The 25,228-nt window shown below is 71.2% G+C and carries 23 protein-coding genes and 1 tRNA gene; 12 read left to right on the top strand and 12 right to left on the bottom strand.

The window, feature by feature from the left end; translation table 11 throughout:
• Window positions 1-97: 97 nt before the first annotated feature.
• On the bottom strand, window positions 98-1,450 hold the full coding sequence (locus tag JK364_RS39205) for a DUF6777 domain-containing protein (RefSeq protein WP_201856173.1): 1,353 nt from the start codon (window positions 1,448-1,450) through the stop codon (window positions 98-100).
• A gap of 343 nt (window positions 1,451-1,793) precedes the next feature.
• Between JK364_RS39205 and JK364_RS39210 the strand changes: the two genes are divergently transcribed.
• Window positions 1,794-2,678 (top strand): universal stress protein, encoded by an 885-nt coding sequence (locus JK364_RS39210; protein WP_201856174.1) that lies wholly within the window; start codon window positions 1,794-1,796, stop codon window positions 2,676-2,678.
• A gap of 96 nt (window positions 2,679-2,774) precedes the next feature.
• Here JK364_RS39210 and JK364_RS39215 read toward each other — a convergent pair whose 3' ends face one another.
• Window positions 2,775-3,800: a 6-phosphofructokinase gene (locus tag JK364_RS39215; protein ID WP_201856175.1), complete on the bottom strand. Its 1,026-nt coding sequence runs from the start codon at window positions 3,798-3,800 to the stop codon at window positions 2,775-2,777.
• 229 nt (window positions 3,801-4,029) lie between these two features.
• Here JK364_RS39215 and JK364_RS39220 point away from each other — a divergent pair, with 229 nt between their 5' ends.
• The 4 genes from JK364_RS39220 to JK364_RS39235 all read left to right on the top strand — a co-directional run bounded on the left by JK364_RS39220 (window position 4,030) and on the right by JK364_RS39235 (window position 7,123).
• Window positions 4,030-4,194: a hypothetical protein gene (locus JK364_RS39220; RefSeq protein ID WP_201856176.1), complete on the top strand. Its 165-nt coding sequence runs from the start codon at window positions 4,030-4,032 to the stop codon at window positions 4,192-4,194.
• 161 nt (window positions 4,195-4,355) lie between these two features.
• A complete protein-coding gene (locus JK364_RS39225; protein WP_201856177.1) occupies window positions 4,356-5,189 on the top strand; it encodes an RNA polymerase sigma factor SigF in 834 nt (277 codons plus the stop codon).
• 188 nt (window positions 5,190-5,377) lie between these two features.
• Window positions 5,378-6,208: an RNA polymerase sigma factor SigF gene (locus JK364_RS39230; RefSeq protein WP_020870119.1), complete on the top strand. Its 831-nt coding sequence runs from the start codon at window positions 5,378-5,380 to the stop codon at window positions 6,206-6,208.
• A gap of 66 nt (window positions 6,209-6,274) precedes the next feature.
• Window positions 6,275-7,123, top strand: a complete 849-nt coding sequence (locus tag JK364_RS39235; protein ID WP_201856178.1) for a hypothetical protein — start codon at window positions 6,275-6,277, stop codon at window positions 7,121-7,123.
• A gap of 110 nt (window positions 7,124-7,233) precedes the next feature.
• On the opposite strand, the gene JK364_RS39240 is transcribed toward JK364_RS39235, so the two are convergent.
• Window positions 7,234-7,434, bottom strand: a complete 201-nt coding sequence (locus JK364_RS39240) for a hypothetical protein (RefSeq protein WP_201856179.1) — start codon at window positions 7,432-7,434, stop codon at window positions 7,234-7,236.
• A 212-nt stretch (window positions 7,435-7,646) separates the two neighbouring features.
• Here JK364_RS39240 and JK364_RS39245 point away from each other — a divergent pair, with 212 nt between their 5' ends.
• The 4 genes from JK364_RS39245 to JK364_RS39260 all read left to right on the top strand — a co-directional run bounded on the left by JK364_RS39245 (window position 7,647) and on the right by JK364_RS39260 (window position 11,955).
• Window positions 7,647-8,135, top strand: coding sequence for a MarR family winged helix-turn-helix transcriptional regulator (locus JK364_RS39245; RefSeq protein ID WP_201856180.1), 489 nt, complete (start codon window positions 7,647-7,649; stop codon window positions 8,133-8,135).
• 128 nt (window positions 8,136-8,263) lie between these two features.
• Window positions 8,264-10,783, top strand: a complete 2,520-nt coding sequence (locus JK364_RS39250; protein ID WP_504942443.1) for an MFS transporter — start codon at window positions 8,264-8,266, stop codon at window positions 10,781-10,783.
• A gap of 147 nt (window positions 10,784-10,930) precedes the next feature.
• Entirely contained in the window at window positions 10,931-11,107 is a 177-nt protein-coding gene (locus JK364_RS39255) for a hypothetical protein (protein WP_201856182.1), read from the top strand.
• Complete coding sequence (locus JK364_RS39260) at window positions 11,104-11,955, top strand: YceI family protein (RefSeq protein WP_201856183.1); 852 nt, start codon at window positions 11,104-11,106, stop codon at window positions 11,953-11,955. Before JK364_RS39255 ends, JK364_RS39260 begins: the two co-directional genes overlap by 4 nt.
• 18 nt (window positions 11,956-11,973) lie before the next feature.
• Here JK364_RS39260 and JK364_RS39265 read toward each other — a convergent pair whose 3' ends face one another.
• From JK364_RS39265 to JK364_RS39290, 6 genes are all read right to left on the bottom strand, one after another.
• Entirely contained in the window at window positions 11,974-12,792 is an 819-nt protein-coding gene (locus tag JK364_RS39265; protein ID WP_201856184.1) for a TetR/AcrR family transcriptional regulator, read from the bottom strand.
• Window positions 12,793-12,873: 81 nt separating this feature from the next.
• Window positions 12,874-14,397: an MFS transporter gene (locus JK364_RS39270; RefSeq protein ID WP_201856185.1), complete on the bottom strand. Its 1,524-nt coding sequence runs from the start codon at window positions 14,395-14,397 to the stop codon at window positions 12,874-12,876.
• Between the two features lie 203 nt (window positions 14,398-14,600).
• Entirely contained in the window at window positions 14,601-16,943 is a 2,343-nt protein-coding gene (locus tag JK364_RS39275; protein ID WP_201856186.1) for an ArnT family glycosyltransferase, read from the bottom strand.
• Window positions 16,940-18,238: a bifunctional glycosyltransferase family 2/GtrA family protein gene (locus tag JK364_RS39280; protein ID WP_201856187.1), complete on the bottom strand. Its 1,299-nt coding sequence runs from the start codon at window positions 18,236-18,238 to the stop codon at window positions 16,940-16,942. Before JK364_RS39280 ends, JK364_RS39275 begins: the two co-directional genes overlap by 4 nt.
• Window positions 18,239-18,264: 26 nt before the next feature.
• Window positions 18,265-20,289 carry a sensor histidine kinase gene (locus JK364_RS39285; RefSeq protein ID WP_201856188.1) on the bottom strand — a complete coding sequence of 675 codons (2,025 nt, stop codon included), beginning with the start codon at window positions 20,287-20,289 and terminating at the stop codon, window positions 18,265-18,267.
• Window positions 20,290-20,294: 5 nt separating this feature from the next.
• Entirely contained in the window at window positions 20,295-21,032 is a 738-nt protein-coding gene (locus JK364_RS39290) for a response regulator transcription factor (RefSeq protein WP_230993170.1), read from the bottom strand.
• Window positions 21,033-21,208: 176 nt separating this feature from the next.
• On the opposite strand from JK364_RS39290, the gene JK364_RS39295 reads away from it, so the two are divergent.
• Complete coding sequence (locus tag JK364_RS39295) at window positions 21,209-22,081, top strand: LLM class F420-dependent oxidoreductase (RefSeq protein ID WP_201856189.1); 873 nt, start codon at window positions 21,209-21,211, stop codon at window positions 22,079-22,081.
• A gap of 126 nt (window positions 22,082-22,207) precedes the next feature.
• Here the strand turns inward: JK364_RS39295 and JK364_RS39300 are convergent, their stop codons facing one another.
• Window positions 22,208-23,074: an amidohydrolase family protein gene (locus tag JK364_RS39300; RefSeq protein ID WP_201856190.1), complete on the bottom strand. Its 867-nt coding sequence runs from the start codon at window positions 23,072-23,074 to the stop codon at window positions 22,208-22,210.
• Window positions 23,075-23,232: 158 nt separating this feature from the next.
• On the opposite strand from JK364_RS39300, the gene JK364_RS39305 reads away from it, so the two are divergent.
• Complete coding sequence (locus JK364_RS39305) at window positions 23,233-23,940, top strand: hypothetical protein (protein ID WP_307841511.1); 708 nt, start codon at window positions 23,233-23,235, stop codon at window positions 23,938-23,940.
• A gap of 76 nt (window positions 23,941-24,016) precedes the next feature.
• On the opposite strand, the gene JK364_RS39310 is transcribed toward JK364_RS39305, so the two are convergent.
• Together JK364_RS39310 and JK364_RS39315 are read right to left on the bottom strand one after the other, a co-directional pair.
• Window positions 24,017-24,090 (bottom strand) — tRNA-Met (locus JK364_RS39310).
• Window positions 24,091-24,159: 69 nt separating this feature from the next.
• Complete coding sequence (locus JK364_RS39315; RefSeq protein ID WP_201856191.1) at window positions 24,160-24,693, bottom strand: hypothetical protein; 534 nt, start codon at window positions 24,691-24,693, stop codon at window positions 24,160-24,162.
• A 202-nt stretch (window positions 24,694-24,895) separates the two neighbouring features.
• On the opposite strand from JK364_RS39315, the gene JK364_RS39320 reads away from it, so the two are divergent.
• Window positions 24,896-25,228, top strand: a 333-nt coding sequence (locus JK364_RS39320; RefSeq protein WP_201856192.1) for a hypothetical protein, incomplete at its 3' end; no start/stop codon positions are given.

The raw sequence follows: 25,228 nt of genomic DNA on the forward strand, positions 1-25,228 counted from the left end.
TCGAAGAACGTAGGGCCCGGCTCATCGCGAGCCGGGCCCTACGTCTTTGTGTGCGCGGGTGTTGTACCGGTCCGGGGTTGCGCCGGGGCCGGTCCCGTCAGGGGCCGGACGGGGGCGGCTGCTGCGGGGGCTGTTGCTGGTTGGGGTCGGGCTGGGGCTGCTGGGGCGGGGGCTGGTTCGGGGGCGGTTGGTTGGGCGGCGGTTGGTTGGGCGGGGGCTGGTTCGGAGGGGGCTGGGGCGGCGGAGGCGGGTTCGGCGGGGGCTGGTTCGGGGGCGGCTGATTGGGCGGGGGCTGGTTCGGAGGGGGCTGCGGCGGCGGCTGCTGCTGGGGCTGGTCCTGCGGCTGCTGCTGGCCCGGGTCCGAGGGCTGATCCTGGGGTTGCTGCTGCGCGGGGTCCGACGGCTGATCCTGCGGCTGGTCCTGGGGTTGCTGCTGGCCCGGGTCCGAGGGCTGGTCCTGCGGCTGCTGCTGGTTCGGGTCCGTCGGCTCGTCGGAGGGCTGCGACTGCTGCGAGGGGGTCCCGGACGGGCGCTCGGTCTCCAGCGGGGTGAACCGGTCCGACGGCTTCATGGTGACCTTCGGCGCCTCCCGCAGCTTCGGGGCGTGCTGCTCGCCCGGCATCGCCAGGAACGAGGGGTAGTCGGCGCGGGCCAGCACCGTGTCCCGCGGGTCGCCGCTGCCGTCGCCGTCACCGAGCGGCCGCTTCAGCAGCTCGGCCTTGCCGATCCCCACCAGGACGAGGTGCTTGGCGTTCTTCGTGGCCGGCCGGATGACGGTCACCGTGCTCTTGGAGAAACCGTTCCACTCGGGCCCGGTGAAGGTCGGCTTGGCGTTGCGCGGCGGTGCCGAGACCTTTACTGGATTTCCGGAGTCGCACTTCACGACGGGCAGACCGCGCTCATCGACGAAAACCGCCGTTCCGGCCTGGAGAACGGCGGACACCGGCTTCACCCCACCGCGGTAGCCGTAGGTCTTCGCGTAGGTGTCGGAGCGCAGGGTGACGCTCGTGAGCCGGTTGACGAAATCGGGGATGCCGTCGGGCGAGATGTGCTGGACCTTGCTCCAGGCGGCGCCCTTCTTCTTGTCGGCGTCGAGGTCATGGAGCAGCCCTTGCCGCTCGCAGGGCTGCCGGTTCCGGGCCCCGGCGTAGAGACCGGGGGTGTCGCCACGGAAGGCACGGCCTCCGTTGGACGGCGAGACCACGTGTTTGCGATCCCGGCCCGCGGAGGAGGTGAACGCGGGGACCGAGGTCTTACCGACAGGTTCCCGCCGGTATTCGACCGTCGAGGCGTATCCGGGGGCTTCGCCGGGCGCCTCTTTGGAGGCTTCCCCGGATGCCTTTTCGGAGGAGGAGACCATCCCAAGGACCACCACGACGGCGACCACGACGACGAAACCGACGACGAATGCTGAACGACGCGAGGTGAGGTGCCATGAGATCGAGCGCATTTCCCTCTCCTTCCCTTACCTCGCCCCCCATCCTGCGCTCGCTCCGCACACCCTCGCTTCCCCCGAAACCTTGACATCTCACCCCACCTTTGGGGGACTTGGGCCGGGTTTGCCCGTCGCCGCTCGCAGAACCGCCCCCGATCCGGGGTGCACCCGGACCGGGGGCGGTCACTACCCCTCGCGGTCTGTGCGCGGCGAATCCTCCGACCATGTCGGATCTTCGTCGCGTATCTAGACTAAACGGACGCGCTCCAGTTGGCAGCGGAACGGACAGGAGATACGGACCGGAGTTCCAGACCGGGGTGACGGACCGGGGTGACGGACGGCAGCCGAGGAGGACCGGATGAGCGGCCCTGTCGTGGCGGGAGTCGACGGCTCCCGGCGCAGCCTTACGGCGGCCGAGTGGGCCGCGCGGGAGGCGGCGCGGCGCGGGGTCGCGCTGCGCCTCGTGCACGCCTGCCCGCCGCTGCCGCGCAGGGTCTCGCCGGTGCCCGGGGTGGACGCCTGGCAGAACGTGGGCGAGCAGATGCTCGGGCAGACGGTGGCCGACTTCCGGGCGCGCCTTCCGGAGCTCGGGATCGACGGGGAGCACACCGCCGCCGAACCGGCCGAGGCGCTGCTCACGGCCGCCGCGAGCGCCGGGCTGCTGGTGGTCGGGGCCCGGGGCTGGGGCGGCTTCGAGGGGCTGGCGGTGGGCTCCGTGGCGCTGCGGGTGGCGGCGATGGCGGACTGCCCCGTCGTCACGGTGCCGGATGAGCGCCGTACGGGCGCCGGGTGGGACGGTACGGACGCGGACGAGGTGCAGCTCGGCTTCGACGCGCACGCCCCGGCGGAGGCGCCGACCGCCTTCGCGTTCCGCGCCGCCCAGGAGCGGGGCGTCCCGCTGCGGGTGGTGCACGCGTGGGCGCTGCCCCCGGCCTCCCCGTCGGCCTGGATGCTCACGGTGCTGGAGGAGGACCGCGCGATGTGGGAGGACCAGGAGAGCCAGGTGGTCTCCGACGCCCTGCGGCCGTGGCGGGAGGGCTGCCCCGAGGTCACCGTGGTGCCGGACGTCGTTCTGCTCAACCCGGCGGAGGCGCTGGTCAGAGCCTCGGAGCGGGCCGGGCTGCTGGTGATCGGGCGCCGTACGGCCACCCGGCCCACCCAGCTGCGGCTGGGGCCGGTGGCCCATGCCGTGCTGCACCACGCCCACTGCCCGGTGACGGTCGTACCGCACCCCGGGCCCTGAGCCCGCCCTCCCCGGCCCGCCAGAGCCCTGGGCCCCCTCCCGCGCGCCGGAGCCCGCATCCCCGCCCCGAGCCCGCATCCCGCATCCCGCAGGCGCTCAGCCGAAGAACACCCCGAATTCCGCGTACAGCGCGGGATCGACGCCCTTGGTGCCCACCGTGGCCTCCGCGAGCGGTATCCGCACGATGTCCGTGCCGCGCAGCGCCACCATCGTGCCGAAGTCCCGGTCCTTGACCGTGTCGATCGCGCGCAGCCCGAAGCGGGTGGCCAGCCAGCGGTCGAAGGCGCTGGGCGTCCCACCGCGCTGGATGTGGCCCAGGACCGTGGTGCGGGCCTCCTTACCGGTGTGATCGGCGATCTCATGGGACAGCCACTCGCCGATACCGGACAGCCGGACATGGCCGAACTCGTCCAGGCTGGAGTCCTTGACCACCATCTGGCCCTCCTTCGGCACGGCCCCCTCCGCCACCACCACGATCGGCGCGTATCTGATCGTGAAGCGGTTCTCCACCCAGGCGCAGACCTGGTCGATGTCGAAGGGCTGCTCGGGGATCAGGATGACGTTGGCACCGCCCGCGATGCCCGAGTGGAGGGCGATCCAGCCGGAGTGCCGTCCCATGACCTCCACCACCAGGGTGCGGGTGTGGGATTCGGCGGTGGTGTGCAGCCGGTCGATCGCCTCGGTGGCGATATTGACGGCGGTGTCGAAGCCGAAGGTGTAGTCGGTGCCCGCCACATCGTTGTCGATCGTCTTGGGCACCCCGACCACCTGGATGCCCTCGCCCGCCAGCGCCGCGGCGACCCCCAGCGTGTCCTCGCCGCCGATCGCGACGAGCGCGTCCACCTCGTACTCGGCGAGCGTCTCCCGCACCCGGTCCACCCCGTCCTCGCCGGCCAGGGGGTTGGTCCGGGAGGAGCCGAGGATGGTGCCGCCGCGCGGCAGGATGCCGCGCACGGCCGGGACGTCCAGCGGCACGATGGCCCCTTCGAGCGCGCCGCGCCAGCCGTCCCGCACCCCGACGAACTCGAAGCCGTGGACCTCCACGCCCTTCCGGACGATGCCGCGGATCGCGGCGTTGAGCCCGGGGCAGTCACCGCCGCCGGTCAGCACACCGACACGCATCTCCGCTCCCTCCGCCGACGGCGCGAGCCGCTGCCGTCGCCGCTCCTTCCGGCACCACTCTTGGCCCCCTCTTCCTCCAGAATCCACCCATATGTAGCGCAGTGCCCACAGCGGCGTAGGGGTGTCCCCACAACACCGATCTGTTCATCCGACTGATACGACTGATGCGCCAGAGGTGTGGATAGACTCTCGCAACTGCACGAGGGCACAGCGGGGAGAGGCAGCACAGATGGCCCAGGCGAAGAAAATCGCGCTCTACATGCTGATCGTCTTCGTGCTGTACACGATCATCAAGACGCCGGCCCGGGCAGCCGACCTTGTCCAGGTCGGTTTCGAGGGCATATCGGACGCCGCCACGAGCGTCGGCGAGTTCATGACGGAACTGACCAACTAGCCTCGCCCCCTTCCGCTCCCGCCCCCGAACCCTCACTCCCCCTAGCCCCTTATCGGGCGATTCCTCCACCAACACGTGGTAAAGCGGTGCTTGCACACAGTGCACATGTCTTGTGATGCTATGACCGCTTTTGCCGGGTGAGTACATCGTGAAGGGGTGGCGTGACCGTGTCGGCCCGTACCGCGCCCAGAACCCCGCCCCAGGGCGATGGCGGCAGCGAAAGCGGCAGAAGCCGCGGCGCTGACGCCAGAGCGCTCACCCAGGTGCTCTTCGCCGAGATCTCGGGCCTCACCCCCGGAACCCCCGAGCACGCCCGCGTGCGCGCCGCGCTGATCGAGGCCAATCTGCCGCTGGTCCGCTACGCCGCGGCCCGCTTCCGCAGCCGCAACGAGCCCATGGAGGACGTGATCCAGGTCGGCACCATCGGCCTGATCAACGCGATCGACCGGTTCGACCCGGACCGCGGGGTGCAGTTCCCGACCTTCGCCATGCCGACCGTCGTCGGTGAGATCAAGCGCTACTTCCGCGACAACGTCCGCACCGTCCATGTCCCGCGCCGGTTGCACGAGCTATGGGTGCAGGTCAACGGCGCGACCGAGGACCTGACCGTGCTGCACGGCCGCTCCCCGACGACGGCCGAGATCGCCGAACGGCTCAAGCTCAGCGAGGAGGAGGTGCTGGCCTGCATCGAGGCGGGCCGCTCGTATCACGCCACCTCCCTGGAGGCCGCCCAGGAGGGCGACGGACTGCCCGGACTGGTCGACCGGCTCGGCTACGAGGATCCCGCGCTCGCCGGAGTCGAGCACCGCGATCTGGTGCGCCACCTCCTCGTACAACTGCCCGAGCGCGAGCAGCGTATCCTTTTGCTCCGTTACTACAGCAATCTGACGCAATCTCAGATCAGTGCCGAGCTCGGCGTCTCCCAGATGCATGTGTCCCGGCTGCTGTCCCGGAGCTTCGCCCGGCTGAGATCCGCAAACCGGATCGAGTCCTGATCCTTGCGAGGGACCTCCACCCCGGGACTGCAAGGCTGTAATGTCGACATGGCGCTACAGCGTGTTGCCGACATGTGACATTCTGCAGGAACCGCGTTTGCCGCGGCCCGACCTCCGGTATTCAGGGGGAGGCTGCGTCGGACGCGAACCGCGCAGCTGGGATCCGTCCGCGACCTCTAGGGGGTGGCATGTCCGTAGAACTGGGCAGCTCGAAGGTGCTCAACAACGACGCACCGCTCATGCCTGACGACTGCGACGCCATCGACACCCGCACCCTCTCCCGCTCCCTCTTCCTGCGGCTCGCCACACTCGACAAGGACAGTGCGGAAGCCGGCTACGTCCGTGACACCCTCATCGAGCTGAACCTCCCGCTCGTCCGTTACGCGGCGGCCCGGTTCCGCAGCCGTAACGAGCCGATGGAGGACATCGTCCAGGTCGGCACCATCGGCCTGATCAAGGCGATCGACCGCTTCGACTGCGAACGCGGCGTGGAGTTCCCGACGTTCGCCATGCCGACCGTCGTGGGCGAGATCAAGCGGTTCTTCCGCGACACCAGCTGGTCGGTGCGGGTCCCACGGCGGCTGCAGGAGCTGCGCCTGGCCCTCACCAAGGCCAGTGACGAGCTGTCACAGAAGCTCGACCGCTCCCCGACCGTCACCGAGCTCGCCACGGCGCTGGGCGTCTCCGAGGAGGACGTGGTCGACGGGCTCGCCGTGGGCAATGCCTACACGGCCAGCTCGCTGGACTCCCCGTCCCCCGAGGACGACGGCGGCGAGGGGTCGCTCGCCGACCGGCTCGGGTACGAGGACAGCGCACTGGAGGGCGTGGAGTACCGCGAGTCACTCAAGCCCCTGCTGGCCAAACTGCCGCCGCGCGAGCGCCAGATCATCATGCTGCGCTTCTTCGCCAATATGACGCAGTCGCAAATCGGCGAAGAGGTCGGGATCTCCCAGATGCATGTCTCCCGGCTGCTCACCCGGACCCTGGCCCAGCTGCGCGAGGGCCTGATCTCGGACTGAGCCGCCACTGGCCGGTCCCCTGCCGGATCCCTGTACACCTGACGGGTCGTCAGCCACACTGGCCCGATGCGATACGCATGGAGCCGGACAACGGGCCGCCGAGGCACGGCAATCGCCTCCTCGGCGGCCGCGCTGTGCCTGGGGGCACTCCTCAGCGGCTGCGGCGGTGGCGGTGGCGGTGGCGGTGACGGCTATGTGGCCGCCGGAGCGGCCGGACCCGACGGCCAGCGGACCGCGAACGCCGTGCCGCCCAAGGGCGACGTCGATCTCGTACCCCTGGACGAGGACGGCACGGACAACGATCGCGACGGTAAGGGCGGCACGGACGGGAAGCGCGATCGGGGCGCGGTCGGACCCACCGCCACCACGGACGGCGGAACGGACGGACCGGCCTCGCGGTCGCCCTCGGCATCCGCGAAGGCCCCCGGCCGTACGGACGGCTCGGACGCCCCGGGCGGCGGGAAGAACGGCTCCGGGGCCCCGGGACGTACGGACGAAGACCCCAAGGGCGACGACGGACCCACCGGCGACGGACCCGGCGCGCCCTCGCCCTCCAGCCCGGGCTCGGGCTCCTCGGACCCCTCCGGCACCCCCCCGCCCACCGGACCGGCCGCTCTCAAGGTCGGCAAGCCGGAGCGCACGGCGACCGATGAGCGCTGGTGCGAGAAGGTGAAGGTCGAGTTCCGCAACACCGGAGGAGCGCCGATCGCCTCGGGCACCGTCACCTTCGGGACGCATGTGATCGACGCGCTCGGCATCGACTGGGCCACGCTGGAGTCCAAGGAAGAGCTGCCCGCGCCGATCGGCGCGGGCCAGAAGAAGGAGAAGACCTGGACGGTGTGCGTGGACGACTGGCGGGTGCCGCTGGGCATGCATATCGAGACACAGGACATCTCGGTCAGCTGGAAGCCGTAAGGCCGGCCCGGCAGCCGTAAGGGGCGCGGGAGCTCAGCGCTCCCCGCGGGAGCTCAGACCCCCGCGGCAAGCATCATGGGCTTCGCGGTGAGCGTCAGGGCTTCGCGGACTCAGCCCAGCGCCAGCCAGGCCACCGCCGCGACGATCACGACCGCCGCGATCACACCGACGATCAGGCCGACGCGCGAACCGCCGCTCGATCCGGTGGACGTCTGAGGCTGCCGAGTGCCCTCGTCGACGAAGGCGCGGAACATCTGGGTGGAGCCGGACGGGTCCTGGTTCCCGTTGGGGCTCTGGGGGTTGTTCGCCATGAGCCACGACCCTAGCGAACGAGCGGATTCCGGGACACCCCCGGGTCTCAGCAGCCCCTTGCACCTCAGCCGCCCCGCTTGACCGACTCCAGGACGACTCTTTAACGGCAATTTACCGCCCAGACCGTCCTTTCATTTGCCTGTAGCAACTAACTTCTTCTATGGTTGCCTTAAGCAACTGACCATTCTGATCAATCCCTCTGGGAGGTGCCGTGGCCACACAGCGCCACTATGAGGAGCTGGCCCGGCAGCTCAGCGCCATCGGCACCATCAAGCGCGGGCTCGGGCGCGCCCTGCCGGCCGACTGCCCGTCGGGCGCCGCCATCGTCCTGATGCTCCTCGACCGCTACGGCGAAATGCGCATGGGCAAGCTCGCCGAGCTGCTCGACATCGACATGTCGGTGACCAGCCGGCACGTGGCGCATGTCGCGAACCGCGGCTGGGTGGACCGCAAGCCCGACCCGCTCGACCGGCGGTCGCGGCTGCTGAGCATCAACCCCAGCGGTCGAGCACTGCTCGGTCAGGTCTCCGAGCGCTACACGGACGCGCTCGCCAGCTGTCTGAGCGACTGGTCCGACGAGGACGTCGACCGCCTCAATGAACTTCTCGCCCGGTTGCGGTCGAGTTTCGGGGACACCCGTTCCCGGGCCCTGCCGCATCAGGCGGAGACCAGCATCACCCGTACACCTTCGCAACGTTAAGGAACTTCATGGCAACGACCACACCGGACGGCGGTGTGCGGGGACCCGCGGGGCACCCCGCCCACGCCAAGCACGGCGGAGGAGGGCACAGAGGCCAGCACGGCCACGAAGCGGACTCCTCGACGCCGATGACCCACCGGCAGATCATGGAGGCGCTCTCCGGGCTGCTGCTGGGGATGTTCGTCGCGATCCTGTCGTCGACGATCGTCTCCAACGCGCTGCCCGAGATCATCTCCGATCTCCACGGCGGTCAGTCCGCCTACACCTGGGTCGTCACCGCCACCCTGCTGGCCATGACCGCCGCCACCCCGCTGTGGGGCAAGCTCTCCGACCTCTTCAGCAAGAAGCTGCTGGTCCAGATCGCCCTGCTGATCTACGTCGCCGGCTCCGTGGTGGCCGGTCTGTCGCAGAACCCCGGCATGCTGATCGCCTGCCGTGTGGTGCAGGGCATCGGCGTCGGCGGTCTGTCCGCCCTCGCCCAGGTCGTCATGGCGGCGATGATCTCCCCGCGTGAGCGCGGCCGTTACAGCGGCTACCTCGGCGCGACCTTCGCCGTCGCGACCGTCGGCGGTCCCCTGCTGGGCGGCGTGATCACCGACACCGACTGGCTGGGCTGGCGCTGGTGCTTCTACGTCGGCGTGCCGTTCGCCGTCATCGCGCTGATCGTCCTCCAGAAGACCCTGAAGCTCCCCGTGGTGAAGCGGGACGTCAAGGTCGACTGGGGCGGTGCCTTCTTCATCAGCGCCGCGGTCTCGCTGCTGCTGATCTGGATCACCTTCGCGGGCGACAAGTACGACTGGATCTCGTGGCAGACCTACGCGATGGTCGGCGGTTCGATCGCGCTCGGTCTGCTCTTCCTGCTGATCGAGTCCAAGGCGAGTGAGCCGATCATCCCGCTGCGGCTGTTCCGCAACAAGACGATCACCCTCGCCTCGCTGGCGTCGCTCTTCGTCGGTATCGCGATGTTCTCCGGCACCGTGTTCTTCAGCCAGTACTTCCAGCTGGCGCGCGGCGAGACGCCCACGATGTCCGGCGTCATGACCATCCCGATGATCGGTGGCCTGTTTATCTCCTCGACCGTTTCCGGTCAGGTCATCACCAAGACCGGTCGCTGGAAGGCCTGGCTGGTCATCGGTGGTGTGCTGGTGACCGCGGGTCTCGGGCTGCTGGGCACCATCCGGTACGACACCCCGTACTGGCACATGGCGATCTACATGGCGCTCATGGGCCTCGGCGTCGGCATGATGATGCAGAACCTGGTGCTGGCCACCCAGAACCAGGTGGCCCCGCAGGACCTCGGCGCGGCCAGCGCCGTCGTCACCTTCTTCCGCTCCCTGGGCGGTGCGGTGGGCGTCTCCGCGCTCGGCGCGGTGCTCGCCAACCGCGTCACCCACTACGTCAAGGACGGCCTGGCCGACCTGGGCCCCAAGGGCGCCGCGCTGGGCCACGGCGGCACCGGCGGCGGGGGCATCCCCAACGTCAAGGCGCTGCCCGAACCGCTGCGCACGATCATGGAGAGCGCCTACGGCCACGGTGTCGGGGACGTCTTCCTCTTCGCCGCCCCGGCCGCGTTCCTCGGTCTGCTGCTGACCCTGTTCATCAAGGAGGTCGCCCTGAAGACCAACTCCGGCTCCCAGCAGGCGGCCGCGGCCACCTCGGACGCCCCGGCCGCCGACGCGGTCCCGGCCGACGCGGTGGTGGCCACGGCCGCCACCGGGCAGGTCGCCGACCTCGAGCCCGCGCTCGTGGGCGCCCCGGCCGCCGAGATCCACGCGCCGGACTCCGACGGTGCCCTCGCGGCCACCGCCCCGCGGCCGGCCACCGCCCCGCAGCGCCTTACGGCCTTCGCCTCCGCCGGGGGCGACGGCGCGGACCGTCAGCCCCGGCAGGGTGTGCACGGCTTCGTGCGGAACGCGGAGGGCGGCCCCGTCGCCCGCGCCGCGGTGACGCTGATCTCCCTCGCCGGACGGCAGCTGGGCCGTTCGGTGGCGCACCCCGACGGCTCGTACGCCCTGGACGCGCCGGGCTCCGGCTCGTACGTCCTGATCGCGGCGGCCGACGGCCACCAGCCGCAGGCGTCCACGGTCGTGGTCGGGGACGAGCCGCTCGGCTTCGACATCGTCCTGTCGGCCACCAGCGGTCTGGTGGGCACCGTGCGCGGTGCCGCCGACGGCCGGCCGGTGGACGCGGCGATGGTCGTGGTCACCGATGTCCGCGGTGAGGTGCTGGCCACCGGGAAGACCGGTGAGCAGGGCGACTTCGGCTTCGAGGAGCTGGTCTCCGGGACCTTCACGGTCGCGGTGAACGCGCCGGGCTACCGGCCCGCGGCCCTGCCCGTCGAGGTGGGGGCCCAGGGGCTGACCCGGGTGGAGATAGCGCTGCAGGCCGGTGCCCAGGTGCAGGGCATAGTCCGGGCCGGTGCCGACCGGCGGCCGCTGCCCGACGCGCGGGTCACCCTCGTGGACTCGGCCGGGAACGTGGTCGCCACCGCCACCACCGGTGAGGACGGCGCGTACGCCTTCACCGACCTGGACGCGGGCGACTACACGGTCATCGCGAGCGGCTACCCGCCGGTCGCGGGGGCGCTGACGGTCTCCGGGCCCGGCGTCGACGGCCACGATGTGGAGCTCGCCCACCCGGGCGAGTGACGTAAACCCCGGACCCGGGGCGCGCAAGAGCGGAGTCGCGCCCCGGGACCGGCCCGGGCGGCGGATTTCTCGGCCGGACCCGGAACCCGGATCCCGGCGGCGGTGTAGTGAAGGCAGGGGACGGCCTGACGCCGCCGCCCGGATCCGGTGCACAGACACGACGAGTACGACCAGCACGACGAGTACCACCAGCACGACAGCACGGCGGGCACGACCAGCGCGCCGGGCGATATGAGCGACACGAGCAACAAGAGCGACAAGAGCGACACGCCGAGCAGGACGAGCAACACGGCGACACCCGAGCGGGAGCGAAACGCGGCATGACGACCACAGGAGCAGGAGCAGGCGGGGGAGCGGGACTGCGGGCCCGGATCCACACCCGCGACGGTTGGGCGGTCCAGCACGCGGTGCTGACCGTCACCGATATGACGGGCGCCCAGGTGCTGCGCGCGCAGGCCGACACGGACGGCGCCGTGCGGATCGGCGAGCCGCTGCCGCCGGGGCCGTACACGATCATCGCCACCGCGGTCGGCTACGCCCCGGTCGCGTCCACGGCGATCGTCACGGCCTCCGGGCGGGCCGACGTGGGCACGGTGGTGCTGGCGCGCCAGGGCGGGGTGGAGCTTCCGCCGCCCGGGGCGTGGACGATCGACCCGGCGCATTCGACGGTGGCCGCGGTCGCCCAGCACCTGGGGATCTCCAGCGTGCACGGCCGGTTCACGGAGTTCGGCGGGCGGATCGAGGTCGCCGAGGACATCGAGAAGTCACGCGTCGAGGCGGTCATGCGGGCCGCCAGCATCGACACCGGCAACACGATGCGGGACGGCCATCTGAGGTCGCCCGACTTCCTCAATGTGGAGGAGTTCCCGGAGCTGACGTACCGGAGCTCGCATCTGAGCGCGGCCGGGGCCGACCGCTGGACGGTCCATGGCGAGCTGTCGATGCACGGCGTGGTCCGGGACGTGGACCTGGACCTGACGTACCTGGGCACGGGCCCCGACCCCTGGGGCGGGGTGCGGGCGGCCTTCCGGGCCGTCGCCGAGCTGCGCCGCGAGGACTTCGCGATGAACTACAACCAGGTGGTCGCGGCGGGCATCGCGGCGATCGGCACCACCCTGCGGGTGGAGCTGGACATACAGGCGGTGCAGGGCGAGGAGCTCCCCACGGCCTGACCCGCCCGCCGCCGCGCGCTATCGCTCCCTCAGGGTTTCGATACCGGCGATCGCGAGGTCCAGGGCGAAGGTGAAGTCGCGGTCCTGCATCTCCTCCACCGTGCTGCCGCCGCGAGCCTCCATGATCTGCCGCGCCTCGTCGAACTCCATGCGGTCCTCGACCGTGCCCATCATCTCGTGGAACAGCTCGTCCTGGGTGACTCCCGCCGCCCGACAGCGGGCGGCGAAGCGGCCCTCGATCGTGCCGAAGCCGTAGACGAACTGGTAGACGAGGGCGAGTGCGCTGGTGATCCTGTCGTCCGGCAGCCCGCTGTTGCGCATCACGGCCAGCGCGGCGTTGTTGAAGACCACCGCGTTCGGCCCGATGTTGAGGTACTCCCCCAGCAGCGCCGGCAGCCAGGGGTGGCGCACCAGCACCCGCCGGTACTCGGAGGCGACCTGGCGCAGCTGCTCACGCCAGTCCCGCGGCTCGGCCGGGGCGTACTCATGGCCCTCGACGGAGCCGACGGCTTCGACGGAGCCGACGGCCTCAATGGAGCCGACGGCCTCAATGGGCAGCGCTATCTCGCCCATGGCCGCGTCGAGGGCGAGTTCGAGCAGATGGTCCTTGGTCTCCACGTACCAGTAGACGGACATGGCGGTCACCCCGAGCTCCGCCGCGAGCCGTCGCATCGAGAAGCCCGAGAGACCCTCGGCGTCCAGCAGCCGCATCGTCGCCGCGACGATCTTCAGATGATCGAGCCCGACGGGCTGCTGGTCGCCCTTGCGCTTGGGGGCTTTGCGCTCGGAGAGCCAGACACTGGACCGCGGGCGGGCGGTGCGGCTGCCGATTGCCATGGCGGCGCCTCTCTTTCTCCGGTGCGCCGGCGCCACATATGTCCCGGGACCGGGCACGCGGCACCTCACTACCTGAAGATGCTATGCCGCCGGGGCCTCCTGTGAAGATCGTTCGGCCCTGCTGAGCAGCAGCGCGGCCAGCACTCCACCCGCCAGCACGGCCGCCGCGCCGACCAGCTGGCCGGTCTCCACACCCGAGGCGAAGGCGTCCGCGACGGCCTCGCGGTCCTCGGGGGTACGGGCCGCGGCGAGGGCGGCCGGAAGCGAGCCCGCTCCGGTGGCGACCGCGGGCAGCAGCGAGCCGAAGCGGGAGTTGAGCACGGCGCCGAGGACGGCGACGCCGAGCCCGTTGCCGCATTCGGTGAGCGTGCCGTTGACCCCCGCGCCCACCCCCGCCTTCTCCGGCGGGATGGCCGACATGATGGCGTTCGCCATCGCGGGCATGGCCAGCGCGATACCGGCCCCCATCACCACCAGCCCGAGGAGCATCCCGCCATAGCCATGCGCACCGAGCGTCGCGATGGCGGCGAGACCGGCCGCGAGCAGCCCCATCCCGCCGACGATGGTCACCGGGGTCCCGAGTCTGGGCAGCAGCCGCGCGCCGACACCGGTGAGGTTGAGCGCGACGATCACCAGCGCGAGCGGCGCGGTGCGCAGCCCCGCGTCCAGCGCGTCATAGCCGAGCACGAACTGCAGATGCTGGGTGAGCAGGAAGAGCGAACCGCCCATCCCGAAGGCCACCAGGATGCCGCCCGCCACCGCGCCCACGAACCGGCGGTCGCGGAAGAAGTGCATATCCAGCATCGGATACGGGATATGACGCTCCCACAGCGCGAATCCGGTCATCACGGTGATGCCGATGAAGGCGGACAGCAGCACCCGGCTGGAGGTCCAGCCGTGCTCCGGCCCGGAGATGATCGCGAAGACGATGCCGGTCATGCCGACCGTGGACAGCAGCGCGCCGAGCAGATCGGGGCGGTCGCTGGTCGGCGCCTTCGACTCCGGCACCATCCAGACCGCGGCCACCAGCCCGAGCAGCGCCACCGGGATATTGATCAGGAAGATCGAGCCCCACCAGAAGTGCTCCAGCAGCGAGCCGCCGATCAGCGGCCCCGCGGCGAAGCCGAGCGAGCTGACCGCACCCCACAGCCCGATGGCCTTGGCCCGTTCGCCCTCGTCGAAGACCTGCACCACGACCGCGAGGGTCGTGGTCATCAGCAGCGCCCCGCCGATCCCCATGCCCGCGCGGGCGGCGATCAGCTGGCCGGGGTCCTGTGCCATCGACGCCGCGAACGAGCCGATGCCGAACAGGGCGAGCCCGGCGACCAGCAGCTTCTTCCGCCCGTAGCGGTCGGCGGCGCTGCCCGCGGTGAGCAGCAGCCCCGACTGGACCAGCGAATAGGCGTTGATCATCCACTGGATGTCGGCCGTGTGGGCATCCATCTCCCTGGCCAGGGAGGGGACCGCCACATTGAGGATCGTGTTGTCCAGCAACACGGTGAGCTGGGCGAGGCAGATCACGGCGAGGATCAGCCAGCGCTGGGGATGACCACCCTGGGACTGATCGGGTGGCGCGGAGGCGGCGTCGGCGGTCGAGACCGTCATGAGGACTCCCGGCAGGGGCTTCTACGGTGTATGACGATGTGCTGGGTCTTACACCGTACAAGTGGCGCTGTACGGCGTACAGCGAATTATGTGCGCGGGTCGCATACGCGTACGGGCCGGTGGTCGCGGGGCTGAACCCGCGACCACCGGCCCGTACCTACGGGACTCCGGAATCAGCCGGAGTCAGCCGGAATCAGTCGGAATCAGTCGGAGGACTTCGAGGACGTCGACGCCTTCTGGGTCAGGTCATAGAGCGTGGAGCTGCCCACGGTGACCTTCTTGTAGGTGGCCTCGATCCAGGAGGTGATCTGAGACGAGGTCCCCTGGCCGCCGCCCGGCCCGCCGCCCATACCGGTGCCCGAGGAGATGAAGTAGTGGATCCTGCCCTGCTTCACATACTCCTTGAACTGGGCGAGCGTCGGGGACGGGTCGCTGCCGTTGAAGCCGCCGATGGCCATCACGGGCTTCTCGGTGGCGAGTTGGTAGCTCGCGGCGTTCTGGGAGCCGATCGCCGCGGCCGCCCAGGTGTAGTCGTCGGCGTTCTTCTCCAGCTTCGCCTCCACGTCGGCGTCGACCTGCTGACCGTCGAGCAGTCCGCCCATGCCGCCGCCACGGCGACCGCCCTCGCCCATGCCGCCACCGGGCAGCATGCCCGGCAGCCCGTTCTGCCCCTGGCCGCCCTGGGCGTTGCCGGTGCCGTTCCGCGGGGACTGGCCGCCGCCCGGGAAGCCACCGCCGGGGAAGCCGTTCTGGCCACCACCCGGCTGACCGCCGCCGGTGCCACCGCCCGGCATGCCCTGCGTACCGCCCTGACCCTGACCCTTCTGGCCCTGACCACCCTGCTGACCCTGACCACCCTGGTTGCCCTGCCCCTGCTGGCCCGCGCCCTGGCGTCCGTTCTGCATCCCCGGCGGACCGCCCCGGCCGCCGCCGCCCGGGAAGCGGCCACCGGGGCCGCCCATACCGCCCGCCACCGACGGACCGGCCGTCACGATGGAGCCGTGCTTCGGGGTGTCCACCGTGTTGAGCGTGTACGCGACCGGCCCGGCCAGCCCCGCCGCGAGGCCGAGGCCCGCCGCGGCCAGCGCCGCCCTCCGGCCCAGGCGCGCCGTCAGCAGCAGCCCGGCCGCCGCCGCGAGCCCGCCGATCAGCACCGCCCAGCGCAGCCAGGGGTACCAGTCCGGCGACCGCCCCAGCAGGACGTACGACATGTACACGGTGACCGCGACCGTGACGGCCAGCACCGCCGAGGCCACCGCCCCGGCCCGGCCGCCCTCGGTCCGCCGCTCCCACAGCAGGGCCGCGCCCATGCCCACGACCGCCGCGATATAGGGCGCCAGGGCGATGTTGTAGTACTGGTGGAAGATCCCGGACATGAAGCTGAAGGTGGCGAAGGTCATCAGCAGCGCCCCGCCCCACACCAGGAAGGCCGCGCGCCGGGTGTCGGTGCGCTTCGCCCGCCAGGTCAGCCAGATCCCCGCCGCCAGCAGGATGAACGCCGCGGGCAGCAGCCAGGCGATCTGACCGCCCATGTCGGAGCCGAAGAGCCGGTCGATCCCGGTATCGCCCCACCTGCCGCCACCGCCACCGCCACCCGGACCGCCACCGCCGCCCGGACCGCCCCCGCCGACGCTGCCGGTCTCATCGCCGTTGATCCGGCCCAGACCGTTGTAGCCGAAGGTCAGCTCCAGGAAGCTGTTGTGCTGCGAACCGCCGATGTACGGGCGCGAGGACGCCGGCCACAGCTCGACGATCGCCACCCACCAGCCGCCGGACACCACCATCGCGAGCCCCGCGAGCAGCAGCTGCCCGATCCGCCGGCCGAACTTCGCCGGGGCGCACACCGCGTACACCACCGCGAGCGGCGGCAGGATCAGCCACGCCTGGAGCGTCTTGGTGAGGAAGCCGAGGCCGAAGCAGACCCCGGCCAGCACCAGCCACTTGGTACGCGCGTCCTCCAGGGCGCGCAGCACGCAGTAGACGGCCGAGACCATCAGCAGGCACAGCAGCGCGTCGGGGTTGTTGAAGCGGAACATCAGCGCCGCGACCGGGGTCACCGCGAGCGCCGCGCCCGCGATAAGCCCGGCGGCCGCGCCGAACCTGCGCCGTACGGCCGCGTACAGCACCCCGACCGTCGCGACGCCCATCAGCGCCTCGGGGGCGAGGACCGCCCAGGAGGAGAGGCCGAAGAGCCGCACCGACAGGGCCATCGGCCACAGCGCGGCCGGGGGCTTGTCCACGGTGATGGAGTTCGCGGCGTCGGAGGAGCCGAAGAAGAACGCCTTCCAGCTCTCGCCGCCCGCCTGCACGGCGGCCGAGTAGAACTGGTTGGCGTAGCCGGACGCGCCCAGGCTCCACAGATAGAGCACGGTGGTGGCGGCCAGCAGGGCCCACAGGGCGGGCCGCGCCCAGCGCGGGTCCTCCGGCCGTCCTCTCCAGGCCCGCGCCAGGCGCGAGCCGCCGGGCGCCCGCGGCCCCGGCCGGGGATCGGCGGCGGGGGTCGGCGGCGGCCCGGCTTCGCGGGTGCCGTAGTCGTAGGTGGTCATCGATCGGTCCTCGGGTCGTGGTCGGTCGTGGCCCCGCTGTCCGACGGGAAGACCCAGGCCCGGAAGAGCAGGAAGCGCAGAACGGTGGCGGCGAGGTTCGCCGCGATCAGCACGGCCAGTTCGGTGCCGTGCGAGGCGGTGCCGGGAACGGCGTCCAGGGCGGCGAGGGAGCCACTGGTCAGCACCAGGCCGATGCCGAAGACGACCAGCCCCTGGGCCTGATGGCGCATCGCGCGGTCCCGGCCGCGTACGCCGAAGGTGAGCCTCCGGTTGGCCGCGGTGTTGCCGAGCGCCGACAGCAGCAGCGCCAGCGCGTTGGCCACCTGCGGGCCAGTGCCCATCCGGAAGAGGGAGTACAGCAGCAGATAGACCAGTGTGCTCAGCGCGCCGACCACACAGAACCCGACCAGCTGGCGGGCCAGGCCCTTCGGCACCCCGCTCAGCTCCCGGTCGCGCGGATCGTCGCCGAACGGACGGCGCACCCGGTCCAGCGGCAGCGCGCCGGTGGCCAGCGCACGCCCCACCCGCCACACGCCCTTGAGGTCCTCCGTGGCCGTCTTCACGAGGTGGACCGTGCTGTTGGGGTCGTCCACCCAGTCCACCGGCACCTCGTGGATGCGCAGCCCGGCCCGCTCGGCCAGCACCAGCATCTCGGTGTCGAAGAACCACCCGGTGTCCTCGACCAGCGGCAGCAGCCGTTCCGCGACGTCCTTACGGATCGCTTTGAATCCGCACTGGGCGTCGGAGAAGCGGGCGGCCAGGCTGCCGCGCAGAATCAGGTTGTACGCCCGCGAGATGAACTCCCGCTTGGGCCCGCGCACCACCCGTGAGCTGCGGGAGAGCCGCGATCCGATCGCCAGGTCGGAATGCCCGGAGATCAGCGGGGCCACCAGCGGCAGCAGCGCCTTGAGGTCCGTGGAGAGATCGACGTCCATATAGGCGAGCACGGGCGCCTCGGACAGCGACCACACGGTGCGCAGCGCCCGCCCGCGCCCCTTCTGCTCCAGCCGGACCGCCGTCACCTCCTCGATGCTCTCGTCCAGGTAGGCCGCGAGGTCGGGCGTGCGGTCCGTGCTGGCGTTGTCGGCGATGGTGATCCGGAAGCCGTACGGGAAGGTGCGGGCCAGATGGTCATGCAGCCGTCGTACGCACCGCTCGAGGTCCGCTTCCTCGTTGTAGACGGGGATGACGACGTCCAGCACCGGACGGCCGCGCACGACCGTCACCGGCCCGCGCACGGGCAAGGTCTGCAGGGGTGTCTCGGGCGGAGCCCCGAGAGGGGTGTCGGTTCGCATGGGGTCGACAGTCGCGAGCGGCGCTGTCACGGCTGTGTGGTCAGCCTGTGACCTGCCTGTGAGTCCGTCACGGCCTGGTGAACGGCCCGGTGCACGGGCAGGTGGACGCCGAACACGGTGCGCCCGGGCACGCTGTCCACCGTCACCCGCCCGTCGTGCGCGGCCACGACAGCGTGCACGATGGCCAGGCCGAGCCCCGTGCTGCCCGCGGCGCGGGAGCGCGAGGCGTCGCCTCGCGCGAACCGCTCGAAGACATGCGGCAGCAGCTCGGGCGGGATGCCAGGACCGTCGTCCTCGATCTCCAGCGAGACGTACGAGGGCGGCCGCGGCGGGCCGAAGGCCCCGGCGGCGCGGGCGGCCGCGTACGGGGAGCCGTAGGGCGGGGCGTAGGGCTGGGCGTGTGGCTGGACGTACGGCTCGGCGTACGCCTGGGCGTGCGGCGAGCCGCGCCCCTTACGGTGCCCATGGGGCCCACCGGTCCCGGCGGCCCCGGGCGGAGGTCCGTAGGGCATCCCGGGGGACGCCCCTGAGGGCACCCCGTAGGAGACGCCGTGGGACAGGCCGTACGGCGCCGGATACGGCGAGGGGTACGGCCCGCCCCACAGCACCCGCGCCGTGACCGTGGTCCCGGCCGGAGTGTGCGTCCGCGCGTTGGCGAGCAGGTTCACCAGCACCTGGCGCAGCCGGGCGTCGTCGCCGAAGACGACCGCCGGTTCATCGGGCAGCTCCAGCCGCCACTCGTGGTCCGAGCCGACCGCCCGCGCGTCGCTGACCGCGTCCACGACCAGCGGGGACACATCGACCTCCGCGCATTCCAGCGGCCGTCCCGCGTCCAGCCGGGCCAGCAGCAGCAGATCCTCGACCAGCCCGGTCATCCGCCCGGCCTCGGACTCGACCCGGCCGAGGGCATGCCGGGTGTCGGGCCCGATCTCCTCCCGGCCGCGCCGGGTCAGCTCGGCGTAGCCGCGGATGGAGGCGAGCGGCGTACGGAGCTCATGGCTGGCGTCGGCGACGAACTGCCGTACCCGCGTCTCGCTCTCCTGGCGGGCCGCGAGCGCCGACTCCACATGGCCGAGCATGCGGTTGAGCGCCGCGCCCACCTGGCCGACCTCGGTGCGCGGATCGGCCTCCGAGGCCGGGACGCGCTCGCGCAGCGCCACCTCGCCGCTGTGCAGGGGGAGTTCGGAGACCCGGGTCGCGGTCGCGGCCACCCGGCGCAGCGGGCGCAGCGAGATGCCGACCATCGCGACCCCGGCGATCCCGGCCGCGACCAGCCCGGCCGCGGCCACACAGACCTCGACGAGGATGAGGGTGTTGACCGTCTCCTGGGTCTGGTCGAGCGGGAAGGCGAGGATGATGCCGCCTTCCCGGTGGTCCGACTGGGCCACCGCCCGATAGCCGCCGAGGCCGGGGAGATCGACGGTGTGCACGTCTCCGTCCAGCGGGACGGCGGCGATCGCCTTCTGCTGACCGCTGGTCAGGGAGTCCACCCGGCTCTCGGCGTCGACCTCGTTCGTCATGGGCGAGTCATTGCTCTTGCCGGACAGGGAGACCTCGCCGTCCTGGCCGAACCGCGCCCCGACCGTGCCGATGGGCTGACCGGGCGAGGCGACGAAGAGCACATCGTCCCGGGGGAGTCCGCCCCCCGGACCCGGTTTGTTCAGGAACCGCCCGACGGACGCGCGCAGATCGTCGTCCACCTGGCCCTGGAGGTACGACTGCAGGGCGAGGGTCGTGACCGAGCCGATCACCGCGCAGACCACCGCGATCAGCGCGACGGCCGAGACGACCAGGCGGGTGCGCAGGGACCAGGGGCGGCGCCCGGCCCGCTGAGCGCGCCCGGCTCGTTGAGCGCGTCCCGCCCGCTGGGCGCGCCGGGCGTGCGCACGCCCCCGCGCCGCTCCCGCGCCCCCGCCCGCTCCCGGGGGCGGCTGGGAGGCACCGGGCATCCCGGGGGCACCGGCGGCACCGGGCGTCCCGGCGGCACCGGGCGGCTCGGAGACGCCGGGCAGGTCAGGGTCCCGGGGTGGCCGGGGCGGGGGATGCGCCACGGTGTCTACTCCCCGGGCTTGATCAGATACCCGGCGCCCCGCCGGGTGTGGATCATCGGACTGCGCCCCGCGTCGATCTTGCGCCGCAGATACGAGATGTACAGCTCGACCACGTTGGCCTGGCCGCCGAAGTCATAGCTCCAGACCCGGTCGAGGATCTGCGCCTTGCTGAGCACCCGGCGCGGATTGCGCATGAGATAGCGCAGCAGCTCGAACTCGGTCGCGGTGAGATGGATCTCCTGTCCCCCGCGCGACACCTCGTGGCTGTCCTCGTCCAGGATCAGATCGCCGACGGCCAGCACCGACTCACTGCGCGCGGCCGCCGCCCCCGACCTGCGCAGCAGCCCACGCAGCCGGGCGACGACCTCCTCCAGGCTGAACGGCTTGGTGACGTAGTCGTCGCCGCCCGCCGTCAGCCCCGCGATCCGGTCCTCCACCGCGTCCCGCGCGGTCAGGAACAGCACCGGGACATCGGGCAGTTCGCGGCGCAGCCGCCCCAGCACGGCGAGCCCGTCCATATCGGGCAGCATGATGTCCAGGACCACCGCGTCCGGGCGCAGCTCACGGGTGGTCCGGATCGCCTCCGCGCCGTCACCCGCGGTGCGCACCTCCCACCCCTCGTAGCGCAGTGCCATCGACAGCAGGTCGGCGAGCGCCGTCTCGTCGTCCACAACCAGCACCCGGACGGGGCTCCCGTCGGGGCGCAGCAGCTCGGTACGCCCATGAGGCGAGGTCGGCATCATGACCTCCACCCTCCGAGCGGGCCCTGAGAGGTCCCTTTCGGCTGCCTGTGAATTACCTGAGAATCCTGTGGAGGTCAGGACGAGACCGGCCGGGAGGCGAAAAACAGCCGATCCGGGGCCCGGAAAAGCCGTGGGGGCCACGGAATATCCGGAAGGACTCTCCGGCTTCCCCCTGTATGACTTCTCGTCCCGCACTTGGCAAGATCGGCATCTGGACCGCGGCCCTCAAGACGGACTTCGCCCCATCAGAGCAGGTCAGCGAGGCGGCGGCCGAACTGGACGAGCTGGGGTACGGCGCCATCTGGCTCGGTGGCAGCCCCAGCCCGGACCAGGCCGGAGTCCTGCTGGACGCCACCTCCCGGATCACCGTCGCGACCGGAATCCTGAGCATCTGGGACCACGAGGCGGCCTACGTCGCCGAGCGGCACACCGCGCTCAACGCGGCCCACGACGGCCGCTTCCTCCTCGGCCTCGGCGTGAGCCACAGCGCGCTCGCCGGTGAGCGCTACCAGCGCCCGTACACGGCGATGACGGAGTACCTGACCGGGCTGGACTCCGCCCCGGCCCCGGTCCCCGCCGCCCAGCGGGTCCTGGCCGCGCTCGGCCCCAAGATGCTCGAGCTGTCCCGCGACCGCGCGGCCGGCGCGCATCCGTACCTCGTCACTCCGGAGCACACCGCCAAGGCCCGCGAGGTCCTGGGCAAGGAGGCCGTGCTCGCGCCGGAGCTGAAGGTCGTCCTCGACACGGACCCGGAGCGCGCCCGCGCCACCGCCCGCGACTACCTCGGCCGCTACCTGGCGCTGCCCAACTACACCAACAACTTCAAGCGACTGGGCTTCGAGGACGCGGACTTCGCGGACGGCGGCAGCGACCGTCTCCTCGCCGCCATGTACGCGATCGGCGACGCGGAGACGATCCGGGCGCACGTGGACGAGTTCCTGGCCGCGGGCGCGGACCACATCGCGATCCAGGTGGTGAGCGACGGCCAGGCTCTCCCCCGCGAGGAGTGGCGCACGCTGGCCGAGGCGCTGCCGCTGGACAAGGGCTGACCGACCCCCGCGGCCCCCTCGCCCGGTGCCGACGCGGGCACCGGGCGAGCCCCTTATCGGCAAGAGCCGCATCCGGAAGAGCCGTGCTCTGTCCAAAACGGGCGCATCCGGAGCAGCCACAACCCCTCATATCCCGAACAGCCGCGCCGCGTTCCCGTAACACACCCCGCGCAGCCACTCCTCGTCCTGCCCGACCCGCGTCAGCGCGTCCAGCGCATGCCGGTATCCGTACGGGATGTTGGGGAAGTCGCTCCCGAACAGCACCCGGTCCCCCAGGGCGGCCAGCCTCCCGTGCTCCGACCGCGGAAACGGCCACCGGCCCTCGGTGAAGTCGGTGAAGGCCATCGTGGTGTCCAGGTGGACCCCCTCGTACCGCTCCGCCAGCCCCAGGAAGTCCGCGTACTCCGGCAGCCCCATATGCGCGATGATCAGGCGCAGCCGAGGATGACGGGCCAGCACCCGCCCCACCGGCTCCGGTCCGGTGTACTTGCCCGGGTGGGGCCCCGAGCCGCAGTGGATGACGACGGGCGTCCCGCTCCCGGCGAGCAGGTCCCACACCGGGTCGAGCAGCGCGTCGCCCGGGTCGTACGCCCCCACCTGCACATGGGCCTTGAACACCCGCGCCCCGCCCTCGAGCGCCGCGCGCACGTACTCCTCCACCCCGGGCTCGGGGAAGAAGGTCGCGGTGTGCAGACAGTCGGGCGTACGGGCGGCGAAATCGGCCGCCCAGTCGTTCAGCCACCGCGCCATGTCGGGCTTGTGGGGGTAGAGCATCGAGGTGAAGGCCCGCACCCCGAACGCCCGTAGCGTCGCGAGGCGTTCGTCCTCCTCCGCGCGGTAGGTGATGTGCCAGCGGGGTTCGACGGCGTCGAAGTAGGCCCAGACCTTGTCCAGTACGCGCTGGGGCATGAAGTGGGTGTGCACATCGATGAGTCCGGGCAGCCCGAGTTCCTGCCAGAACCGCTGTACCGACGCCGCGGCGGAATCGTCCATACGGATCACGGTAGTTGCCCCGGGCGTATTGCTACAGCCTCGTCCCAAGCTCTCGCCTTGAGTTGATCACAGCCTGGACCAGTGGTTTTGTCACGCCCATGATGATCTGCGGTAGCAAGATCACCACAGGGGGAACCGAGAAGGTGAACTGACGCTCCGTGACCGGCGTATTCATCTACGGCAGTCACCACTCGCTCGACGTCGTCACCGATCGACCATCACCAACCACCGGGGGACCGTCCATGCTCAACCGCCCGCCCAGCGCCGCCGCCCGATCCGGGACCGCTCTCGTCTGCGCCCTCGGCGTCACCCTCCTCGCCCTCGCCACGGCGGGCTGCGAGGACGGCAGCGCCGCGTCCGGCCGACGGCAGCCCGCGACCCGGGCCGATATGGCGGCCGACAGCGACGGCGGCAGGACCATCCGGCTCGGCGAGCCCACCTCGGTCACCTACAAGCGCGGCTCGGACCATATGCGCGGCGCCCTGCGGGTCACGGCGGTGAGCGTGCGCAAGGGCACCCCCGCCGAGCTGAGGACGGCGGGTGTGAAGCCGTCCGACGTACGGACCGCCCGGCCGTACTACGTCACCATGACGTTCGAGAACATCGGCGAGAACTCCCTCCACTACCCCTTCCTCAACACCCCCACCGGCCTCGAGGACACAGCCGGTGTGGACGACCAGCCGCTGATCACCGGCGACACCGAGGTGACGGCCTGCCCGGGCAAGGATCCGGACGACTTCGCGGTGGGGGCGAAGGTCTCCCTGTGCAAGGTGTTCCTGGTGCCCAACGGCATACGGCCGTCGATGGTGACGTACAGCACAGGCGATGACACCAAGCGCCCGGTGAGCTGGAAGGTCGCGCGCTGACGGCGGCGGGGCCCTCGGCGTGACCGAACGACCGAGGGCCCGGCACTGAAGAAGTGCCGGGCCCTCGATACCTGAGTAGCGGGGACAGGATTTGAACCTGCGACCTCTGGGTTATGAGCCCAGCGAGCTACCGAGCTGCTCCACCCCGCGTCGATGGATGTAACTCTACGTCGTTCTGGCCGCTAAGGGAAATCCATACCGGCGCCTCCGGCCGACCACTCAGAAAATCGCCTCGGCCAGGGCCGAGACAGCACCGACGACCACCCCGTACCCAAGGACCGTCAGCAGCGGCCAGGGAACGGGCCGGGGAACGAGCACCCGCCAGTGGAAGCCGTAGTCCCGGTACTCGGCCATGCCCTCCGTCCCGGGCAGCACCATGAACCGGGGCTGGACCGTGCAGAACAGCCACCAGTCCAGAACCACCAGGTCAAAGAGGACGAGCACGAGCCAGACCAGACCCCCGAAGACGAACGCGCGCCAGAAACCGAGCCCGCCGTCGGCCCGACCGTGCAGATCCACCAGGCCGACGACCGGGACGGCGACGAAGACGACCGCGTTCAACGCCCCCATGACCCCGGCCGCCCGCTCCCCCCGCGCACTCCGCGCGCCATAGCGCTCCCGGATCGCGGCCGGATAGTCGTCGACCAGCGCGTCCCTGGCCACCAGCAGCCCACCGACGATCACCGCGGCGAACAGCACCACCAGCACAAGAGCACAGAAAAGGCTCACCCCGACCAGCTGCCACCAGCTCATGGCACCGCAGCATAGAGCAGGAATTTAGGCTTGCCTAACCTAACCGCACTCGGCAGCCACACCACTTCGACGACGGCCCGCCCCGGGCATTAGTGGAGCGTTAGCCGTACGGCGGCGGATCAACAGCGGCGGCCGACAGTCTTGTTCTCACGAGCCCGAACACCACGTCGCGAGACACCACATCGCGAGAACGGGGAAGACCATGTCGCACCGCACCGCCCTCCGCCACAACCGCCACGCCCGTAAGGCCGCCGCCGCCGCGATCATCGCTGTGGCCGCGCTCGGGCTCACCGCATGTCAGGACGGCGAGAAGGACTCCTCGTCCTCACCCTCCGCCTCCGCGAGCGCCCCGCAATCCTCCGCACCCACGGCCAAGGACAAGGGCCAGGACCAGGCCAAGGACACCGCCAAGGGCACCCCCATGAAGCCCGGCATGAAGTGCACGAACCAGATCGACTACGCCGGGGACTCCAGGGACAACGCCACGATCAACTCCATCGGCAACGACACCGGCTACTGCCCGCCGGTCCAGAAG

The sequence above is a fragment of the Streptomyces endocoffeicus genome (genome assembly GCF_016741935.1).
Taxonomy (GTDB): Bacteria; Actinomycetota; Actinomycetes; order Streptomycetales; family Streptomycetaceae; genus Streptomyces; species Streptomyces endocoffeicus.

What these genes read in the sequence shown, in the direction of transcription:
- JK364_RS39205 (WP_201856173.1), bottom strand. Translation starts at nt 1,450, where the DNA reads ATGCGCTCGATCTCATGGCACCTCACCTCGCGTCGTTCAGCATTCGTC.
- JK364_RS39210 (WP_201856174.1), top strand. Translation starts at nt 1,794, where the DNA reads ATGAGCGGCCCTGTCGTGGCGGGAGTCGACGGCTCCCGGCGCAGCCTT.
- JK364_RS39215 (WP_201856175.1), bottom strand. Translation starts at nt 3,800, where the DNA reads ATGCGTGTCGGTGTGCTGACCGGCGGCGGTGACTGCCCCGGGCTCAAC.
- JK364_RS39220 (WP_201856176.1), top strand. Translation starts at nt 4,030, where the DNA reads ATGGCCCAGGCGAAGAAAATCGCGCTCTACATGCTGATCGTCTTCGTG.
- JK364_RS39230 (WP_020870119.1), top strand. Translation starts at nt 5,378, where the DNA reads ATGTCCGTAGAACTGGGCAGCTCGAAGGTGCTCAACAACGACGCACCG.
- JK364_RS39235 (WP_201856178.1), top strand. Translation starts at nt 6,275, where the DNA reads ATGCGATACGCATGGAGCCGGACAACGGGCCGCCGAGGCACGGCAATC.
- JK364_RS39240 (WP_201856179.1), bottom strand. Translation starts at nt 7,434, where the DNA reads ATGGCGAACAACCCCCAGAGCCCCAACGGGAACCAGGACCCGTCCGGC.
- JK364_RS39250 (WP_504942443.1), top strand. Translation starts at nt 8,264, where the DNA reads ATGACCCACCGGCAGATCATGGAGGCGCTCTCCGGGCTGCTGCTGGGG.
- JK364_RS39260 (WP_201856183.1), top strand. Translation starts at nt 11,104, where the DNA reads ATGACGACCACAGGAGCAGGAGCAGGCGGGGGAGCGGGACTGCGGGCC.
- JK364_RS39265 (WP_201856184.1), bottom strand. Translation starts at nt 12,792, where the DNA reads ATGGCAATCGGCAGCCGCACCGCCCGCCCGCGGTCCAGTGTCTGGCTC.
- JK364_RS39270 (WP_201856185.1), bottom strand. Translation starts at nt 14,397, where the DNA reads ATGACGGTCTCGACCGCCGACGCCGCCTCCGCGCCACCCGATCAGTCC.
- JK364_RS39275 (WP_201856186.1), bottom strand. Translation starts at nt 16,943, where the DNA reads ATGACCACCTACGACTACGGCACCCGCGAAGCCGGGCCGCCGCCGACC.
- JK364_RS39280 (WP_201856187.1), bottom strand. Translation starts at nt 18,238, where the DNA reads ATGCGAACCGACACCCCTCTCGGGGCTCCGCCCGAGACACCCCTGCAG.
- JK364_RS39290 (WP_230993170.1), bottom strand. Translation starts at nt 21,032, where the DNA reads ATGATGCCGACCTCGCCTCATGGGCGTACCGAGCTGCTGCGCCCCGAC.
- JK364_RS39295 (WP_201856189.1), top strand. Translation starts at nt 21,209, where the DNA reads ATGACTTCTCGTCCCGCACTTGGCAAGATCGGCATCTGGACCGCGGCC.
- JK364_RS39300 (WP_201856190.1), bottom strand. Translation starts at nt 23,074, where the DNA reads ATGGACGATTCCGCCGCGGCGTCGGTACAGCGGTTCTGGCAGGAACTC.
- JK364_RS39315 (WP_201856191.1), bottom strand. Translation starts at nt 24,693, where the DNA reads ATGAGCTGGTGGCAGCTGGTCGGGGTGAGCCTTTTCTGTGCTCTTGTG.